The 18,434-nt window shown below is 68.6% G+C and carries 17 protein-coding genes; 6 read left to right on the top strand and 11 right to left on the bottom strand.

Annotated elements, in window-relative coordinates; translation table 11 throughout:
* Nucleotides 1-34: 34 nt before the first annotated feature.
* From JK358_RS40335 to JK358_RS13355, 7 genes are all read right to left on the bottom strand, one after another.
* Nucleotides 35-1,123, bottom strand: coding sequence for an FAD-dependent monooxygenase (locus tag JK358_RS40335; protein WP_201947405.1), 1,089 nt, complete (start codon nt 1,121-1,123; stop codon nt 35-37).
* Nucleotides 1,116-1,691, bottom strand: a complete 576-nt coding sequence (locus tag JK358_RS13380; RefSeq protein WP_201947402.1) for an NADPH-dependent F420 reductase — start codon at nt 1,689-1,691, stop codon at nt 1,116-1,118. The genes JK358_RS40335 and JK358_RS13380 overlap by 8 nt, the downstream gene beginning before the upstream one ends.
* A gap of 111 nt (nt 1,692-1,802) precedes the next feature.
* Nucleotides 1,803-2,288: an SRPBCC family protein gene (locus JK358_RS13375; RefSeq protein ID WP_201947400.1), complete on the bottom strand. Its 486-nt coding sequence runs from the start codon at nt 2,286-2,288 to the stop codon at nt 1,803-1,805.
* Nucleotides 2,289-2,325: 37 nt separating this feature from the next.
* A complete protein-coding gene (locus JK358_RS13370) occupies nt 2,326-3,084 on the bottom strand; it encodes a winged helix-turn-helix domain-containing protein (protein ID WP_201947397.1) in 759 nt (252 codons plus the stop codon).
* A 47-nt stretch (nt 3,085-3,131) separates the two neighbouring features.
* On the bottom strand, nt 3,132-4,703 hold the full coding sequence (locus JK358_RS13365; protein WP_307817504.1) for a flavin-containing monooxygenase: 1,572 nt from the start codon (nt 4,701-4,703) through the stop codon (nt 3,132-3,134).
* 69 nt (nt 4,704-4,772) lie between these two features.
* The gene (locus JK358_RS13360) at nt 4,773-5,747 is read right to left on the bottom strand and encodes an SDR family NAD(P)-dependent oxidoreductase (protein ID WP_201947395.1); all 975 of its coding nucleotides are present in this window, start codon (nt 5,745-5,747) and stop codon (nt 4,773-4,775) included.
* A gap of 17 nt (nt 5,748-5,764) precedes the next feature.
* Nucleotides 5,765-6,775 (bottom strand): alpha/beta hydrolase, encoded by a 1,011-nt coding sequence (locus tag JK358_RS13355; protein ID WP_201947393.1) that lies wholly within the window; start codon nt 6,773-6,775, stop codon nt 5,765-5,767.
* 152 nt (nt 6,776-6,927) lie between these two features.
* Here JK358_RS13355 and JK358_RS13350 point away from each other — a divergent pair, with 152 nt between their 5' ends.
* Genes JK358_RS13350 through JK358_RS13340 form a run of 3 tightly spaced genes read left to right on the top strand, consistent with a single transcriptional unit; the run spans nt 6,928 to nt 11,126 of the window.
* On the top strand, nt 6,928-7,836 hold the full coding sequence (locus JK358_RS13350; protein ID WP_201947391.1) for an SDR family NAD(P)-dependent oxidoreductase: 909 nt from the start codon (nt 6,928-6,930) through the stop codon (nt 7,834-7,836).
* 28 nt (nt 7,837-7,864) lie between these two features.
* On the top strand, nt 7,865-9,391 hold the full coding sequence (locus tag JK358_RS13345; RefSeq protein WP_201947388.1) for a flavin-containing monooxygenase: 1,527 nt from the start codon (nt 7,865-7,867) through the stop codon (nt 9,389-9,391).
* Between the two features lie 10 nt (nt 9,392-9,401).
* Nucleotides 9,402-11,126: an AMP-binding protein gene (locus tag JK358_RS13340; protein ID WP_201947387.1), complete on the top strand. Its 1,725-nt coding sequence runs from the start codon at nt 9,402-9,404 to the stop codon at nt 11,124-11,126.
* Between the two features lie 74 nt (nt 11,127-11,200).
* On the opposite strand, the gene JK358_RS13335 is transcribed toward JK358_RS13340, so the two are convergent.
* A complete protein-coding gene (locus JK358_RS13335) occupies nt 11,201-12,586 on the bottom strand; it encodes an ABC1 kinase family protein (RefSeq protein ID WP_307817503.1) in 1,386 nt (461 codons plus the stop codon).
* Between the two features lie 241 nt (nt 12,587-12,827).
* Here JK358_RS13335 and JK358_RS13330 point away from each other — a divergent pair, with 241 nt between their 5' ends.
* Entirely contained in the window at nt 12,828-13,595 is a 768-nt protein-coding gene (locus JK358_RS13330; RefSeq protein WP_201947385.1) for a GntR family transcriptional regulator, read from the top strand.
* A 36-nt stretch (nt 13,596-13,631) separates the two neighbouring features.
* On the opposite strand, the gene JK358_RS13325 is transcribed toward JK358_RS13330, so the two are convergent.
* On the bottom strand, nt 13,632-14,600 hold the full coding sequence (locus tag JK358_RS13325) for a GlxA family transcriptional regulator (protein ID WP_201947384.1): 969 nt from the start codon (nt 14,598-14,600) through the stop codon (nt 13,632-13,634).
* Nucleotides 14,601-14,832: 232 nt separating this feature from the next.
* Here JK358_RS13325 and JK358_RS13320 point away from each other — a divergent pair, with 232 nt between their 5' ends.
* Nucleotides 14,833-15,444: an isochorismatase family protein gene (locus tag JK358_RS13320; protein ID WP_201947382.1), complete on the top strand. Its 612-nt coding sequence runs from the start codon at nt 14,833-14,835 to the stop codon at nt 15,442-15,444.
* Here JK358_RS13320 and JK358_RS13315 read toward each other — a convergent pair.
* A complete protein-coding gene (locus JK358_RS13315) occupies nt 15,427-16,203 on the bottom strand; it encodes a PP2C family protein-serine/threonine phosphatase (RefSeq protein WP_232851264.1) in 777 nt (258 codons plus the stop codon). The two genes, JK358_RS13320 and JK358_RS13315, sit on opposite strands and share 18 nt — an antisense overlap.
* Before the next feature lie 311 nt (nt 16,204-16,514).
* Complete coding sequence (locus JK358_RS13310) at nt 16,515-17,021, bottom strand: WKL family lipoprotein (protein WP_201947380.1); 507 nt, start codon at nt 17,019-17,021, stop codon at nt 16,515-16,517.
* A gap of 214 nt (nt 17,022-17,235) precedes the next feature.
* Here JK358_RS13310 and JK358_RS13305 point away from each other — a divergent pair, with 214 nt between their 5' ends.
* The gene (locus JK358_RS13305) at nt 17,236-18,426 is read left to right on the top strand and encodes a 4-hydroxybenzoate 3-monooxygenase (RefSeq protein WP_201947378.1); all 1,191 of its coding nucleotides are present in this window, start codon (nt 17,236-17,238) and stop codon (nt 18,424-18,426) included.
* The last annotated feature ends 8 nt before the right edge of the window (nt 18,427-18,434 follow it).

The following is an 18,434-nucleotide window of genomic DNA, read 5'->3' as shown; positions in this document are numbered from 1 at the left end:
TTGGTGTCGCTGAGTGGGCGCTACCCGCCCGGACTCAGTGCGATCCGGCGTAGGTGCGACTCCACTGCCTGCTCCACCGCACCAGCTCCTGCGCGGCGGGCAGCCGCCGCCGTTCGAACTCCGCCATGGCGGCCGGGCCCGCGGCGCCGGCGACCCCGTCGCGCGCGCAGTCGCGCAGGGCGATGGCGTCCTCGACACTCGAGTTGTAGCCCTGGCCGGTCGCCGGGGCCACCGCGTGGGCGGCGTCGCCGATGAGTGCGATCCGCCCGCGAGACATGCGCTCCGGCAGATAGTTTCCGATCGGCGTGCCGAAGGCGAGGTCCTGCTCGAAACATTCGACGATGGCCTCGCGCCACGGCGTCGGCCACATGCGCCGCGTGGTGGCGATCATCTCGTCCTTCAAACCCGGTGGGAACATGTCCATTTCGAGGCCGCGCAGGATCTTGCCGTCCGCGACGCACCCGACGTCCTCGAGCAGTTTCGTGCGGGTGGGGTCGTGCCAGGCGAAGCCGATGGTGCGCAGGCCTTTCGCCATATCGCGGTTGTTCAGCCCCGGCAGCGGGAACGCCACCAGCATCTGCCGCCCGTATCCGAGCGTGACCAGATCGTCACTGGGCGAAGGGGTTTCGGCGGGCAGCGCGGATTCCGCGATCCAGCCGCGCCAGGTCATGAACCCGGCGTAGTCGGTCAGCAGCCGATCCGGATTCACCGCACTGCGGACGAGGCTGCGGTAGCCATCCGCGCCGATCAGGATGTCGGCCGCGAGTTCGACGGAATCGGTGGTGGCATAGGCCTTCTCGTCGTCCTGGTACACCTTGGTGACATCGACCCCGAGCCGCATGTCGAGCCATTCGACCCGGGATCCGACCTCGGCGAGCCAGGCGTAGAGCGCGTTGAAACTGGTGGAGCGCCGATACCCGTAGATGTAGGCGAGCGTCTCGTCCGGATTCTCCCCGGTGGCCTCGCACAGCATCCGGTAGTCCACGCCGATCCCGCCGCGCCCCTCGAATGTCTCCCGGCATTCCAGCACGGTGGTTCGAATCCCGCTGCGTGCCAGTGCGATCGCCGCGGTGAGCCCGCCGATGGACCCGCCGACGACGAGGGCGCTGCCGCTGTTATTCACCGGCGTTCTTCGAGTCGGCCAATCCACCGCCGTCGATGGGATCGAATCCGGCGTCGCGGATGAGCGCGACCACGACGTCCGCGGCCGCCGGGTCATCGCTCCAGTACCGCATCGGCGAGCGTTCGCCGGTGCGCTGCCCGCGCTGCCCGTCGGCGAGCAGGTCGGCGGCGAACCGATCGCCGAAGGTCCGTACCAACCGGACGTTTCCGAGCCGCTGGAGCTGGAACTGCGGGCTGGTCAGACCGTCGGGAATCGGCAACGGCACGATCTGCCCCGCCCGCTCGGTGATGGGATTGCTGGGGTCGATGACGATCTTCCCCTGCAGCGCCTCGCCGTAGTCGAGCGCGATATCCGGGAACGCCTCCCACCACACCGCGATCGCGACCACATCGACGGCGGCGATGGCATCGCGGGGACTCATGGTCGTGGCCCGCGCACCGAGTTCCTCGGCCAGCCGCCGCGGCCCGTCCGGATTCCCGGCGCTGAGGACGACCTCGTCACCGCCCGCGACGAGCAGCCTGGCCAGATTTCCGCCGATACGGCCCGTTCCGATCAATCCGACACGCATGGCGGCTCCTTCGCTCGGTTGGGTCCCCTGGACGGGGTGGGCAAGCAAGCGTTCGGAAGACCACGTTAGCCAATCGGTAGCCGACTGGGGGATGTTCGCCGTTTCGAGGGCTCAGGCGGCGCGGCGCAGCGACCGTCCGATCAGGGTGCGCAGGGCCAGCGAGAAGATCGGCCGCGCCAGCGCCGTGACCGGGGCCAGCCGCACGCGCGGGAAACCCGCCGGTGCGATGGCGATGGTGTAGGTGACCGCGCTCCGCCCGCGGCCGAGCGGCTCGAGGATCAGCCGCTCGCCGATGGCGCGGACCCCCGGCACCGGCAGTTCCCCGATGAAGAAGGCCATCTCCCGCTCGGTGTCCACGCGGGTGACGAACTCGTTGCTGAGCAGCAGCGGCCCGAGCGAGAGGCGGCGGCGGGAGCCCGGACCGTGCGGCACCGGGGTCTCCCACTCGGCGGAAACGCCGGGGAGCCAGCCGAATTCCTCGACCTCGCGCCACAGCCGGGCGACCGGCACGTCGAATTCGGCGCGCCCGCGCAGGATCAGGGGCGCGCGCTCATAGAAGTCGGCGGACGCTTCGACGATCTCTGGATGGAAAACCATGGGGGAGTGTGCCTTTCGTACGCGATCGCGGCACGGTTCATTCGGCGGCGATCGCCTTCTTGGTGATCAGGTCGCGGAAGGCCGCGATGACCTGGTTGTGGTATTCGCGCATCAGGAGTTCGACCACCGAGAGATCCGGTAGCCCGACATCGGTATCCAGCTCGCGGATCTCCTGGAACTTGCGCGCGAGCAGGACGTGGCCGGCCGGTTCCAGCGGCTCGTAGAACGCCTGGGCCGCTTCGGGAACCGTGACCAGCACCTCGCCGATGGTGTTGAACAGGCTCAGGACGCCGGGCTTGCCGAGGGCGGCGAAGGCGCAGCGCAGCAGATGCAGTTCCGCCGCCATGATGTCGGTCAGCGCCGAATTGCTGTCGGAGACAAGCAGTTCCATGCGATCGGCGGCATGGATGATCGGCGTGATGTCGTAGCGTTCCGGGGCGTCGACGAAGGTGCGCACCGCATCCATGACCAGCAGATGATCCACATCGATGATGTCGGCGAACAGCTTCGCCGCCTGATCGGGCACCCGGTGCGCGAAGCGCAGCAGGTACCGCCAGGTGTCGATGCCGCCGTACATCCGGATATCGCGCACCACATAGCCGAGCCCGCGCCGCGCCTCGGCGAATCCGAGCGCGGCCAGCCGGCCCAGCGCGCTGTTGGCGGTGGGTGTGCTGGCGCTGAACTCCACCGCCAGCTGCCGCACCGACGGCAGCAGCGCGCCGGGCGGGTAGACGCCCGCCGCCACCCGGTAGGCCAGTTCTTCGGTGATCGCGTCCACGACCGTCGGCTTCGACACCGCACGATTGTCGCGGATGTCATCGGCGGTCGTGGACGCGTGGGTGATCACCGGACCGGCGCGGTCTCGTAGCTGTAGTCGTCGAGCGGGAACCGCCGGTGGCCGCGGCTGGCCTCGAAGAACCCCGACGGCCGCACATAGGTGCTGTCGCCCTGGGAGTTCCGGTAGTAGGTCGGCGTGTGCGCGTTGAGTTCGTTGAAGTAGAACCGGATCGGCTCGGCGCGGCGGAAGATCTCGGCGTGATAGCTGTCGAGGGCCTCCTTGCGCACCTCCACCACGGCGGCCTTGCGGCGCAGCCCCTCGGTGATGGCGCGCACCGCGTGGTCGGCGGTCATCTCGACGAAGGAGTGCCAGCCGCTGCCGGTCCAGGAGTACGGGCCGACCAGGGTCCACCGGTTGGGCAGGCCGGGCACCGAGACGCTCTCGTAGGCCTGCATGCCGTTCTCGGTCCAGAACTTGCCGAGGTCGAATCCGTTGCGCCCCACAATGGTTCCGGGCCGATAGGTCTCCGGATCGGAGAAGACCTCGTACCCGGTGGCGAGCACGATCATGTCGAATTCGTGCTCGACGCCGTCGCGGGTGCGGATGCCCGTGGCGGTGATCTCCTCGATGCCCTCGGTCACGAGCCCGACATTGGCGCGGTTGTAGGCCCGCAGATATCCGTTCGACATGGTGGGACGTTTGGCCAGCGGCCCGAAGTCCGGTGTCAGCTCGGCCCGGGTGGCCGGATCCTTGACCACGAGTCCCAGATAGCGCTCGTACAGTGCGATGGTGACCCGGTCGAACCAGGTCATGGCCTTCTTGGCGGTCTCGGTCGGCACCGAGATCGCGCCGCGCAGCGCCAGATCCACCACCACGAGGACCACGCCGTGCAGCGCCGCCTGCAGGCCCGGGACGGCGAGCAGCCGCTGCCCGGCGCGCGGCATCGGGAAGTCCGGCTTGGGCAGCGACCAGACGGGCGTGCGCTGGAAGACCGTCAGCTCCGCCACTTCGGGAGCGATGGCCGGAATGATCTGCACCGCACTGGCTCCGGTGCCGATGATGCCCACCTTCTTGCCCCGGTGGTCCCAGCTGTGGTCCCAGCTCGACGGCCGCTGATACTTGCCCTGATAGTTCAGCCGCCCCGGAATTCCGGCCTCCTCCTTGGGCCGCACGAACGCGCCCACCGCACTGATCAGGAACCGCGCCGTGATCACCTCGCCCGAATCGGTGATCAGCTTCCAGTAGTTGCCGGTGTCGTCCCATTCCTCGCGGGCGATATCGGTCTCGAACCGCATGTGCCGGTAGAGGCCGAATTTCCGCGCCACATCCTGGTGATACTTCTTCACCTCCGCGCCGTAGGGGAAAACCCGGCTCCAGGTGGCGTTGCGCGCGAAGGAGTACTGATAGGCGACAGCCGGAATGTCCACGCCCAGACCGGGATAGGTGTTCTCGTGCCAGCTGCCGCCGACATCGTCGGCCCGCTCGACGACGACGAAATCGTGCAGCCCGGCCTGTTTCAGTTTGACCGCCGCCGCGAGCCCGCCGGGCCCCGCGCCGATCACGGCGACTTGGAAATCGGGTTCGGTCTTCCGGACGATCCGCTGGGATCGGCGGCCTTTGGTTTTCGGAGTGCTCACGATGAAAGGCTTTCTCGGGGAGGGAAATCGGGGAATCGGCCGCGGTTCAACGCCGCCCGGCCACGCTGCTCATACGGCACCGCCGACCTTGGTGTTCAGGGTGCCGTCGGCGGAGTCGGTGCCATTGCCGGAGCGGAACGGGATGCGGTCCACCAGGCGCTCGACGCGGGCGATGGCCTGCGGGCCCGCGACGGTGTCGCGCAACCTGGTGATGTCGCGCTTGCCCGCCTGGGTCATGACGAAGCGCACCAGACCGGGCGCGAAACGGGTGAGCGGATAGGCGATCCGGGCCTCGGGGCGAATGGGTTCGACGGCGCGGTTCTCACGAACAGCGCGGACGATGAGCTGTCCGGCCTTGTCGGGATGCATACCGAACAGGGCCTGACCCTTGAGCATGAGTTTGCGGGTGAGTTCGGACTGCTCGGCGTCGAGAATGCCGTCGGCCTTCATGCTGTTGGACAGATTGGTGGCGATGAGGCCGGGGCAGATGGCGGTGACGCCGATGCGATGCTGCGCGAATTCGGCTCGCAGGCAGTCGCTGAAGTGCTTCACCGCGTACTTGCCGATGCTGTACGGGCCGGTGTAGGGGGCGGCGGCGAAGGCGGCCATGGAGGCCACGTTCACCAGGTGACCGCCGCGTCCGCGCTCGACCATCTGCGCACCGAAGACGCGGCAGCCGTGGATCATCGCCATCAGGTTGATATCGGTGATGCGCTGGAAATCGCGCAGCGGCACATCGATCAGCGGCCCGCCCACGAGGATTCCGGCATTGTTGACCACCACGTCCGGCACGCCGTGGGTGGCCTTCACCTGTGCGGCGAAGGCTTCCAGGGCCGGGGTGTCGGCCACGTCGAGCCGGTAGGCGAAGGCGGTGCCGCGCCGGCTGTTGATCTCCGCGGCAGCGTCTTTCGCGCTGTCGAGGTCGATATCGGCGACGATCACCTCCGCGCCGAGAGCGGCCAGGGCCTTGGCGGTGCCGCGGCCGATGCCGCTGCCCGCGCCGGTGACGACGGCCAGGCCGGGATAGAAGGGCTTCTTGGACATGATTTCTCCGTGGTGTCTCACGCGGCGGTGGTGCGCTGGGTGGTGCCGGGGGTGGTGAGGCGGTCGCGGATGAACTCGCCGATGACGCCGATGGCCTGCCGGGCATCCGGGAGCAGATCCGCACCGGCCTGGAAGACGTGAACGGCCCTGTCCCAGACCTGCATTCGGCAGGGCACCCCGGCCTCTTCACAGCGTTCGGCGAGCTGGTGGGCGTCGGCCAGCAGTACTTCGGTGGAGCCGACCTGGATCAGTACCGGCGGCAGTCCCGCGAAGTGGTGATTGACCGCCGACCAGGCCGGATCGAGAGCGCCGTCGCGCAGCAGCCCGAGCTGGGCGGGTGTGTCGAGGGCCCTGGCCCCGAGCATCGGGTCGAGCCGATCGTTGGGGTGCGCGAAGCGCAGGGTCGAATCGTAGTTCGCCCACGGCGCGAGGCCGACGATGCCGCCCGGTGTCGGCAGCAGGCGGTCGCGGATCTCGATGGCGGTGCGGAAGGCGAGCCCACCGCCCGCGGAATCACCGGCGAGCACGATCCGATCGGCCGGAAACCCTTGGGCCAGTAGGTATTCGTAGGCTTCCACGCAGTCCTCGATGGTCTCGGTGACGTGCGCCTTGGGCAGCTGCCGGTAGTCGACCTGGAAGACCGGCACCCCGGCGGCCCGCGAGATCCGGGACACCAGGCGGCGATGCGAATTCAGGCCGCATGAGACCAGGCCGCCGCCGTGGAAGTACAGCACGGCGGCCTCGCGGCGCTCCGGATCGACAGCGTCCCGGTGCCATACCCATTCGGCGCGGAAGCGCGGAAACGCGATGCGGCGCACCGTGGTTCCGCGAATCGGGACGAGCGGCGCGAGCAGCGGATCGAGCAGGTTCGGGAGGTGGAAGATTCGCACGCCGCGAATCGGGATTCCCCGCCACGCCAGCGCGACGAGGACGTTCATGCCCTGGCGGAGTACGGCATAGGACAGCGGATGTGCGAACCGCTGGATCCACCCGGCCCGGCGTGGATATTCGATCGTCACGGTGAGCATGCTGCGTCTCCTTCTGCAACGGCGACCCTGCCGTTGTCTACGCTGTGTTACACAGTATATGCTGTCTGGGACGGCATCAAGATGTGAGGGAGTTTCTCACCTCTTGGCTGGGACACCAAGCACGATGATGTGCGAATCGAACCGAGGTAGACATGGCCACATTCGAGAACAAGCTGGTGATCGTGACCGGAGCGGGCAGCGGCATCGGCCGCGCCACCGCCGAGCGCTTCGCGGTGCAGGGCGCACGGGTGATCGTCAGCGACGTCAACGGCGACACCGCCAAGGACACTGTCGACCGGATCGAGGCCCGGGGCGGAAAGGCGTACCCGTACGCGGTCGACGTCTCCGATGTGGACGCCATGGAAGCCTTCGCCGCGAGCGTGCACGACGCGCACGGCGCACCCGCCGTGGTGGTCAACAATGCCGGATTCACCACCGCCGGACCATTTCTCGGACACACGGTCGAGGATTGGAACCGCATCATGGGCGTGAACTTCTGGGGCGTGGTGCACGGCTCCCGGCTGTTCGGCCGTCAGATGATCGAGGCCGGGCGCGGCGGCCGCATCCTGAACGTCACCTCACCGGCCGCGGTGCTGCCGATCCCGCTGTCCACCGCCTACTGCACCAGCAAGGCGGCGGCGCAGATGTTCACCGAATGCCTGCGCCTCGAATTCGCGGGTACCGGCGTCGGCGTCACCGCGGTGCTGCCCGCCTTCATCAATACCGGCTTCTATCCGAACGCCCAGGTCGTGGAGACCGACGGCAAGTCGGTCGGCCGTGGCAAGAACCTCTCGGTGCTGGCCGCGCAGCTGATCGCCCGCAGCCCGGAAACCGTGGCGCGCAACATCGTTCGCATCGCGGCGCGCAATCCGGCCATCGCGCCCACCCCGTTCGAATCCCGGATCGCCTGTACCGGCGGCCGGGTCTCCCCGGCGGGTGCGCGGCTGGCCGCCCGCATGATGGATATCGATTCGCTGGTCGGCCTGGTCGACCGGATCCTGCCCGCGAGCGCCGTCCGCAGGCTGGACGAAGCCGCCGCGCGTGCGGTGTCGAAATCCTGAGCAGCCGAATCTCGCAGGAGCCATGGAAATGTCGAACAAAACCGATTACGAGGTCCTCATCGTCGGCGCGGGATTCGGCGGCATCGCCACCGCGATCGAATTGCGCGAGGCCGGAATTCACGATTTCGCCCTGCTGGAGAAGCACGACGGCATCGGCGGCACCTGGTACGCCAACCGCTATCCCGGTATCGCCGTGGATATTCCGGCGGTGTTCTACAGCCTGTCGCGCATGCCGTTCACCAATTCGTCGCGGTTCTTCCCGCCGGGTCACGAGATCCAGCAGTACATCGAGCGGGTCGTCGACGCGTACGGCCTGCGCCCGCGAATCCGCTTGAACACCAGGGTCGAGGGCGCGCGCTGGGACGAGAGCACGCACCTGTGGCGGGTCACGCTCGGTGACGGCGCCGAATTGACCGCGCGTTTCGTGGTCGGCGCGCTGGGCATCCTCGAGGTCCCCAAGCTGCCCGATATTCCCGGCGTCGAAAGCTTCGCCGGGAAGACCGTGCACACCGCGACGTGGGATCACGACTTCGACTACTCCGGCAAGCGCATCGCGGTGATCGGCACCGGCGCGACCGCGCTGCAGCTGATTCCCGAATTGGCCAAGGTGGCACGCCATCTCACGGTGTTCCAGCGAACCCCCATCTGGCTGGCCCCCAAACCGGATTTCGACTTCAATCCGCTGGTCGACGCCGCCATGTCGATTCCGCCGGTGCGCAAGGCGATTCGCGGAGCCATCGCCACCGGGATCGACGTGGGACTGATCGGCGCGCTGCTGTCCATGCGCCGGCTGCCCCGGGTCGCGCCCTATCTCACCAAGGCCGGCGCGGCCATGTACAAGCTCTGGTTGCGCGATGACGAGCTGAGCGAAAAGCTCACTCCCACCTATGCTCCCGGCTGCAAGCGGCCGTCGATGTCCAACGAGTACTTCTGGACCTTCAAGCAGAAGGACCGGGTCTCGCTGATCACCGAGAAGATCGTGGACATCACCGAGCGCGGCGTCCGCACCGCCGACGGCGTCGAACACGAGATCGACGTACTGGTGTGCGCCACCGGATTCCGGGTCTGCGAACGCGGATTCGCGCCGGTGTTCACCGTGCACGGTGAGAACGGCGTGGAACTCGGTGACTACTGGCACGAGCACGGCTACCACGCCTACCAGGGCGTGAGCGCGCACGGCTGGCCGAATCTGTTCCTGGTCGGCTGCGGCCCGAACACCATCGTGCCCAGCTCGATCCTGGTCACCATCGAGAACAACGCCGCACACGCCCGCCGCGCCATCGTGGAGGCGCGCAAACGCGGGGCGACCAAACTGGACGTCACCAAGCGGGCCTACGACGACTTCGCCGAGTTCTGCCTGAACCGGACGGAGGGCTCGATGTGGCTCACCGCGCCGTGTGCCGGATCGAATACGTACTACGTGAACTACCAGGGTGAACTGGCGATTCGCCCGACCACGGCCATGAACCAGTGGTGGGGCAATCGGCACTTCCCGTTCCGGGACTACGAGTTCACCGGTCGAATTGGAGCGGTTGACCGAATGACAGTCGGGTAATGGAAGTTTCATGAACAACGTACAGACCCCCACATCGGCGTCGGGGTACCTCGGATCGACCGGCAACGCCCGGTACTGGTCCGCGCTCACCGCCGCCGCACTACGCACCGTCCCGCTACGCCGCGCACCCGCCACTCTGGCGGCGCTGCGGCACGGCGCGGGACTGGCCACCGTGCTGGCGCTCTCAGCGGCCCGGCATCCGGACCGGGCGGCCGTCATCGACGACGACGGCGTGATCACCGCGAAACAGCTGCACAACAGGGTTTCCCGGCTGGCCGCGGCACTGCGCGACGAATTCGGGGTGGGGCCGCACTCGACAGTGGCTGTGCTGTGCCGCAATCACCGCGGCTTCGTGGAGGGCTTGCTCGCGGGAGCGCGGCTGTCCTGCGGGCTGATCCCGATGAACTACGACTTCTCCGGGCCACAGCTGCGCGGGGTCGTCGAACGTGACGGCATCGATGTCGTCATCTACGACGCGGAGTTTCACGAGCGAGTCGACGCGGCCGGATTCGACGGAGTGCGGGTGCTCGCGAAACCGACTGGTGCCAAGCCTGTTTCGGATGGTGCGGGGCGGATCGTGCCCACCATCGACGAACTCGTCGCCGGTACCCGGCGCTCGGTGACGCGGCCCGCGCGCAGCAGCAGGCTGGTGATCCTGACCTCCGGATCCACCGGGACACCCAAAGGCGCGCTGCGCAATTCGGGACTGCGGGAACTCCGGGAGAAGGCCACCTACCTGCATCCCCGCCTGCTCACCCTGGCCGCCGAACTGCCGCGTTTCGCCCGGCTGCGCGCCGTGCCGGTGCCGGGGCAGCCGATCGTGCTGGCCCCGCCCATGCATCACGTCATGGGCATGGTCGGGCTGGTGACCGGGCTGGCGCTGACCTCCCCACTCGTGATGACCACCCGCTTCGACCCGGAGTGGGTGCTCGCGTCCATCGAAAGGCACAGCGCCACAGCGGCTTTCCTGGTACCCACCATGATCAAGCGCATCATGGATCTGCCCGCCGAAGACCGCGCCGACTACGAAACCTCCTCGCTCACCGCTGTACTCGGCGGCGCGATGCCGCTACCCCCACAGCTCGGCACCGAATTCATGAACGCCTACGGCGACATCCTCTTCAACGCCTACGCCTCCACCGAGATCGGCCCGTGCACCGTCGCCCTGCCCGAAGACCTGCGCGCCGCCCCCGGCACCGTCGGCTTCCCTCTCCGCGGCCTGGTCCGGCTGCGGCTGCTCGACGACGACGGCAACCCGGTACCGCCCGGCGTCACCGGCCGCATCTTCAACCGCAACCCCTTCCAGTTCAGCGGCTACAGCGGAGGCGGCGGCAAGGAGATCGTCGACGGTTTCATGAGCACCGGCGACGTCGGCCACTTCGACTCCGCCGGAAGACTTTTCATCGACGGCCGCGACGACGAGATGATCGTCTCCGGCGGCGAGAACGTCTTCCCTCAGGAGGTCGAGGAGATCCTGCTCACCCACCCCGCCATCGCCGAAGCGGGCGTCTGGGGCGTGCCCGACGACGACTTCGGCCAACGCCTGGCCGCCTTCCTCGTCCTCAAACCCGCCGCCACCCTCTCCCCCGACGAGGCCCGCGCCCACGTCCGCGCCAACCTGGCCCGCTACAAGGTTCCCCGTGACATCCACTTCGTCCCCGACCTCCCCCGCACCACCACCGGCAAGCTCAAGCACAAAGCCCTCGCCGACCTGGCCGCCGAACTGACCCGCTAGGCGCGGCACCCCTTTCGTCGTCCCGCCCGCGGGTGCGGTCCCGGCCGGTGTTCTGCGCACGGTCGCGCAACCACTCAGTCGCCGACCACGCGGAGCCGCCGCGACTGCGGTGGAGCGGGGGTGGACTCGGCGCGGGCGATGGCCAGGTGTGCCGTCTCCCGGCGATCGAACGCGACCATGGCCGCCGCCATTTCCGGTGAGGCGCGGGCGAATTCGGCCTTCAAGGCGCCACCGGTGCCGAGCTGGCACAGGGTGCCGAGCGCGGTGAGCAGGGCCCGGCCGAACGGGGTGTAGTAGCCGGGGACGGTCAACTGCCGGGTCACATTGGTGAGCCGGGGTGAGGTCGCCTCGCGCACGATGCCGCCCAGCCATTCGGTGGACATGCGGAAGGTGCTGTACTGCAACGGCTCCAGCAAGGGTGCGAGCATTTCGGCGGCGGCCTCGACGTCGATGTCGCGGCCCGGTGCGACGAATCCGTGGTCGCGGATGACGCGCTCCAGCGCGGGTACGCCGCCGTTGAAGACCGCCTCGGCGAGATCGCCCAGCCAGGCCAGGAATTCGGCGGGCGGCCACGGCGTGCACGCGCCGAAGTCGACCACACCGAGCCGTCCGTCGGGGAGCAGCCGGAAGTTCCCGGGATGCGGGTCGGCGTAGAGCAGTCCGGCGCGCTGCCATCCGGCGATCACGAAGCGCAGTGCCAGCAGTCCGGCCCGATCGCGCTGCGCCTGGGTGCCGGAGGTGATCAGCCGCGGCATGGAGATGCCGTCCACCCATTCGCTGACGATGACGTCGCCGCACTGCGTGATCACCTCGGGCACCAGGAAATCCGGGTCGTCGGCGAAGGCCGCCGCGAACGTCCGCTGATGCCGGGCCTCGGCGAGGTAGTCGAGCTCCTGTTCGATGGAGGCGCTGATGCCGTCGGTCAGCGAGTGCACGTCCGCACCCGGGATGAACACCGTGGCCAGCACCGAGATTCGGCGCAGCTGCTGCAGATCCCCGTGCACCGCCGCCCGCGCGCCCGGGTACATGATCTTCACCGCCACCGCGCGCCCGTCCTGCCAGACGGCCCGGTGCACCTGGCCGATGGACGCCGACGCGGCGCTGCGGTCGTCGAATTCCCGGAACTGCGAACGCCAGTCCGGCCCCAGGCTCGCCGCCATGGCCGCGTGCACGGTCGGCGGCAGCATCGCCGGGGTCGAATCCTGTAACTGCCGCAATGCGATTCGATACGGTTCGCCGGTTCCGTCCGGCAGCGCCAGTTCGTAAATGGACAGCAGTTGCCCCAATTTCGTTACGCACCCGCGTAATTCGCCGAGCACCTCGAAAATATGCTGCGCCGTGCGCTGCTGGATTTCGCGCTGCACCTCGGCGGGCGGCCGCCCCATGGCGCGTTTGCCCACTCCGGCGGCGCGGCGACCGGCGTAGGCGACGGGCAGGGTGGCGAGTTTGGCATTGCGCACGAGTCGCCGGGTGGGTGGTCTACCGGTGGACCCACGGAAACGGTGCGCGTCATCGCCCATTCGCTCATTATGCGCGGTTGCGGCATTTCCGCCGCCGCCGGATCCGGGCCGCTACCGGCCGATCGTGCCGAATCGAATTTCGGACATGTGGCCAGTTACACGGGCCCGATATTCCAGCGGTTTGCCCCTCTCGCGTTAGACTGTCTCAGACGTAACTGCGCAGTGTCGAAAGGATGGTGTGATGGGTGATCGGACAGTGGTCGCCGATGTCGCGGACGAGCTGGCGCATCGCGTCGTCTCCGGCACGTACGCGCCGGGCGACCTGATGCCCTCGGTGCGCGAGGTCGCCGACGAGTTCGAGATGAACCGCGCCACGGCGCAGCTGGTGCTGGCCCGGGTGGAGTCCTACGGCTTCGCCGACGCGCACCGCGGCAAGGGTTTCGTGGTCCGCGATATCCGCCGCGAGGGCGGCGTGCAGGTCTACCGCCGCCTGTTCCGGCTCTCGATGGCCACCCCCGACCTCGCCGCCGAGATGTTCGCCGGGATCCTCGCCGAGGAACGCGCCCTCGTGCTGAACGCCCTCATCGACTACACCGAGAGCGGCGGCGGAATTGCCCCGGAATCGCTGAAGGCGAGCGTCGACGAGCTGGAAACCCTTGCCAAGGAATCGGATCCGGATCTGTCCCGTTTTCTCGCCATCGAATTGGGGCTGGTGCGAAGGATTCTCACCGCGCTCGACGGCGGAATGCAGCGGGCCATGCTGAATTCGATCGGCGAAATGGTGCTCGACGTTCCCGAGGCGGTCGCCGCCTATTACGCCGCGGGCCCGGATCTGCACGTGCTGGTCTGGCGCGCGCTGCTGGCCGTCTGGGAATCGGAGACCGGCCCGAGCGAATCGCAGGTCGCCCTGTTCGAGGATCTCTTCGAGATGTACCACCAGAAGGTGCTGGCCCGATTCGAGGAACTGGTGGGTCTGGCGGCAACCGGGGAACTCTCGCATACCGCCTGATGAAAGCTGGAATTGTCTGGGACATAACCGCCCCCATCAGGGCAGCGGGCGCGCGCCCGGCCCCTGGAAGGTGCGCCGATACGCCGAGGGTGTCGTGCCGAGCGCGCGGGAGAACTGTTCCCGCATGGTGACCGCGCTGCCGAACCCGCACTGATCGGCGATCCGCTCGATCGTGTAGTCACCGGTCTCCAGCAGGCGCTGCGCCATGACGATGCGCTGGGTGGCGATCCACGCACTCACGCTGTCCCCCACCGTTTTCCGGAAGTGCCGGGTGAAGCTGCGGCGGCTCATATTGGCGTGCTCGGCCAGCCGGTCGACGGTCAGGTCGGAGCCGAGCTGTTCGATGGCCCAGCGCAGCGTTTCCGCCAGCGGATGCCGCGAACCCGTTGCGGGCAAGGGGTGTTCGATGAACTGCGCCTGCCCGCCCGCGCGATGCGGCGGCGTGACCAGCCGGCGCGCGACCTTGTTCGCGAGTTCCGCGCCGTGCTGACCGCGCAGCAGATGCAGGCAGGTGTCGATGGCGGCCGTGGTGCCCGCCGAGGTGACGATATCGCCGTCGTCGACATAGAGGGATTCGCGATCCAGCAGCACCTCGGGGAAGCGGCGGGCGAACACGTCGGCCCACTTCCAGTGGGTGGCCGCCGGGCGGCCTGCCAGCAGTCCGGTGTCGGCGACCACGAACGCCCCCAGGCAGAGTCCGACCACCCGGGCTCCGCTGTCGTGCGCGGTGCGCACGGCGTCCACGATCTCGGCCGGGGCCGGTAGCTCGGGATCCGGCCAGCTGGGCACGATCACCATGGACGCGCCCGCCACCTCGTCCAGCCCGAAGCCGGTGGACACGCTGAATCCGGCGGTCGTGACGATCGGCGCGGCGTCGGGCGTGCACACCCGGATCTCACACGGCGGCAGTTCGGGAGAGGGCTGCTCCGCCCCGAAGACCAGGCACGGTACGGACAGGTGGAACGGATTGATCCCGTCGAATCCGACGACCGCGATCACATCCACAGCAATACTCCCGCACCGAGTTGGCCCAATTCCGTCGATTGTAGGCGCGCGAGCCACTGTCGAGCGCCCGCGGTCCGCGCGATCGTGGATGCCGTACCGAAAACCCCCGCTCAGGAGCTCGTATGCACCGCTTCGCCCGCACGACCCTCACCCTCGCCGGTATCGCCCTCACGGTCTCGGCCTGCCAGTCCACCGCCGGCAACTGATCACCCTCGACGCAGGAGAACCCGAAATGACCACTGCCTCACCGACTCTGCGCACCGTCAGCGGCCTCGACAACCGGCCCGCCGAACTGTCCGACGCCACCCTGGTGCTGATCGACTTCCAGAACACCTATCGCACCGGGGTCATGGCGCTGCCAGAGGCCGAGCGGACCCTCGAAGCCGCCGCCCGCCTGCTCGCCGCCGCCCGCGCCCTGGGCCGCCCCGTCGTGCACATCGTCAACGACGGCGGCCCCGGCGGCCCCTACGACATCCGGGCCGACATCGGCGCGATCAGCGATCCCGTCGCCCCGCTGCCCGGTGAACCCGTCGTGGTGAAAACCGTGCCGAACGGCTTCCACGACACCACCCTGGAGGCCACCCTGCGCGACCTCGGCGCGGGGGAGAACCTGGTGCTCGCTGGTTTCATGACCCACATGTGCGTCCAGTTCACCGCCCAGGGCGCCTTCCACCTCGGCTACCGTCCGACGGTCGTCGCCGAGGCCACCGCGACTCGTCCGCTGCCCGGCCCCGACGGCGGCACCGTCCCGGCCGAGGTGCTGCAGACCGCGGCCCTCACCACCATCGCCGATCTCTTCGGTGTGGTCGTGCCGACGCTGGAGCAGCTAACCCCGGGGCGGTGACAGCCGCCGCGCGTCGATGACGAACGCGGTGGTGTTGTCGGTGCTGCCGAGGCGCAGGGCGGTATCGGTCAGCGCCTCGGCGGTGGGGCCGGGCGGCAGATCCGCCGCCAGAATGGCCTTGATCGCGGCGATGTCGAGGAGCTTGTGCGCGCCGTCGGAGCAGAGCAGCAGCCGACCGGCGCTGGAACCCGTTGCCGCGCAGCCGATCTCCTCGGGCTTCACGGTGCGGGCGGAGGTGGTGACCAGATGGCCCATGCGTGCCGTGGGTTGCCGGCCGCGGGCCCGGAAGTATTCGGCCACAGTGTGATCGGTGGTGATCTGGTGCAGGGTGCGCCCGTTCCAGCGGTAGGCGCGGCAGTCGCCGATCCAGGCGATGTCGCAGGGGCCGTCCGGATGTCCGGCCGCGGGCAGGACCGCGACCACGACCACGCAGTCCGCCTTGGACTCGGGTAGGTCGCGTAGCAGCTCCCGTTGTGCGGCAAGGATTCCCGCGCGTGCGCCGTCGACCGCCGCCACCCGGGCGGCCGTCGCGGCCACCAGGCGCGCGGCGCGGGCCGCCGCCAGATGGTCGCCGACGCCGTCGGCCACGGCGAAGGCGGTGCGCCCGGTGGTTGGATCGGTCGCCGCCGCATAGGAATCCGCGTTGACGCTGCGCCGTCCGCGCCGGCTCACGGCGCGGCCGGTGACCTCGGCCAATTGCGGCATCCCGGGCCTGGCCATGACTTCGGTAGGTCCCACGTCGATGGCTGCGAAATCCATAGGCCCGACCTCCTCGGACTCTGCTTCGCCGGAACTGCCCACCGGCGCACTCCCTAGTCAACCTCTCCCGGCTTCGGATCGTGCCCGAATTCCCTGAGTTGTTGCTGTGGAGTGGGTATCTATTCGGTCGCGCCCGCGATCGGCCGGGACCGGTCCGTTACCGAAGATCGCGCCCGGCGCTGTCGGCGTGCTGTCGGGCGGCTGTCAGCGGTGCGCGTCATCGTTCTCCCGGCTGCTGGAACACGGTGCTCCGGCAGCGGAACACGGAGGAGGACGATGACCCGCAATCCGCTCTCGAACCTGGTCGGCGCTCAGTCGCAGGCGGGGGAGGCCTGGCCCAGGTTCTGCAATCCCGCGCAGGCCCACGCCTTCTGGAGCTTCCACTTGCCGTCCTGCGCGACGAAGGGCACGGTGACGACCGAGGGCGCGCCGCCGTTGATGGAGACGTTCGCCGACGCGGACAGCGCGTCACCCAGCGAGGTGACGTCGGTGACCTGAATGGTGACGTTGTTCTGCTGGTAGGCGGTGACCAGCTTGCTGATCATCTCCGGATCCTTGGCCAGCGCGGCTTCGCCGTCCTCGAAGTTGGCGACCTTCTGCGCGTCCGGCACAGCCGGATTCAGCGTGTCCGTGAGCTCCTGGTTCAGCTCGGCGACGGTGGGCACCGGCGGGGTGTTCGCCGCCGCTGTCGCTTTCGTCGTGGTCGTCGTCTTGGCCTTGGTCGCGGGCTTGTCGTCGCTGCCGCATCCCGCCAGCGCCAGCACGCTGGCACCCGCCAGCGCGGCGACTCCGAGCCGTCCGATCATGTGCAACTTCAAACTTCCTCCCGGTCTTCGGTATTCGAGCCCCCGCCCGCGCACAGCATACGGATGCCGCCGGGTGGATGGGGTAGGGCGTTGCTCCGGCCACCCCGATCCGAAGAAATGCACCAAAAGTGACAATTGGACCAAATCGGAAACCCCTTGTGGCGCAGGCGGACACGCGGTCCCGCCCTACCGGGTTCTGGAGTGACGGTTGCTCTAGGTTTGGCCGGTGCCTGTGGGAACGAACATCCCTGCCACAGCGGTGCTCGTCCTGGGTGCGGGCCCAGCGGGCCTGGTGCTGGCCAATCTGCTGTGCGCCGCCGGTGTCGACTGCGTCGTCGTCGAAAGACGTGGCCGAGCGCATGTCGAGCAGCGCGCTCGCGCCGGATTCCTCTCGCCCGACAGTGTGGACGTGCTGCGCGCGCACGGCCTCGACCACGGGCTCCGCCATGCCGGGCGCACCCATGACCGCTGTGAGTTCCGCAGTGCCGCGGGCCGAGTGGAACTGCGCTACAGCGAGCTCGGTCGCGGCCGTGTGCATACCGTATACCCGCAGCAGCTGCTGGTGACGGATTTGATCGCAGAATTATTGCGGCGTGGCGGAAGAATTCTGTTCGACACCACCGCGACGGCGATCGGCGGCCTGCACGAGGAACGGCCGTGGGCCCTGCTCCGCGACGCCCGCGGCGCCGAAACCCGGTACGAGGCACGCTATCTCGCCGGCTGCGACGGCGCGCGCGGTATCGCCAGAAGCGCCGTGCCCGCCGCCACCGCCGTACGCGACCACGGCATCACCTGGCTCGCCCTGCTCGTCCAGGCCCCGCCCACCTCGCACAGCGTCCTGTACGGCGTGCACGGCGACGGCTTCGCGGGGCAGATGCCGCGCAGCCCGGACGTCACCCGCTACTACCTGCAGTGCGATCCCGCTGCGGGCGTGGACGATTGGGACGAGCAGCGGATCTGGGCCGAACTCGACCGACGCCTGGACGCCCCGCGGTACGGCGCACCCGCGCGCGGGCCGATCCTCGAACGCGGACTGGTCCGGCTGCGCTCGGAGATCCTCGACCCGATCCAGCACGGGCGGCTGCTGCTCGCCGGTGACGCCGCCACCTCGATCAGCCCGTCCGCGGCCAAGGGCGCGAACCTCGCCATCGCCGAAGCCCGGCTGCTGGCGCGGGCGCTCACCACCGCCGTGCACACCGGCGACGAGACGGCGCTGCACCGCTATTCGGCCGACTGCCTGCCGTTGATCCGGCGGGCCCAGGAGTTCTCGCACTGGATGATCGACCTGCTGCACCCACCCGCACCGGACGACCCCGAGGCCGCCTACCAGCGGATGCTGCGGAGCGCCCGGCTGCACAGTCTCGCCACTTCGGAAAGCCATCGGCACTTCTTCGCTGATAACTACGTCGGCATCTGAATTCACTA

This window comes from Nocardia acididurans (assembly GCF_016741815.1).
GTDB classification, from domain to species: Bacteria; Actinomycetota; Actinomycetes; order Mycobacteriales; family Mycobacteriaceae; genus Nocardia; species Nocardia acididurans.
Note: the sequence above shows the minus strand (reverse complement) of the source record. Positions and strands in the feature narration are given on the sequence as shown.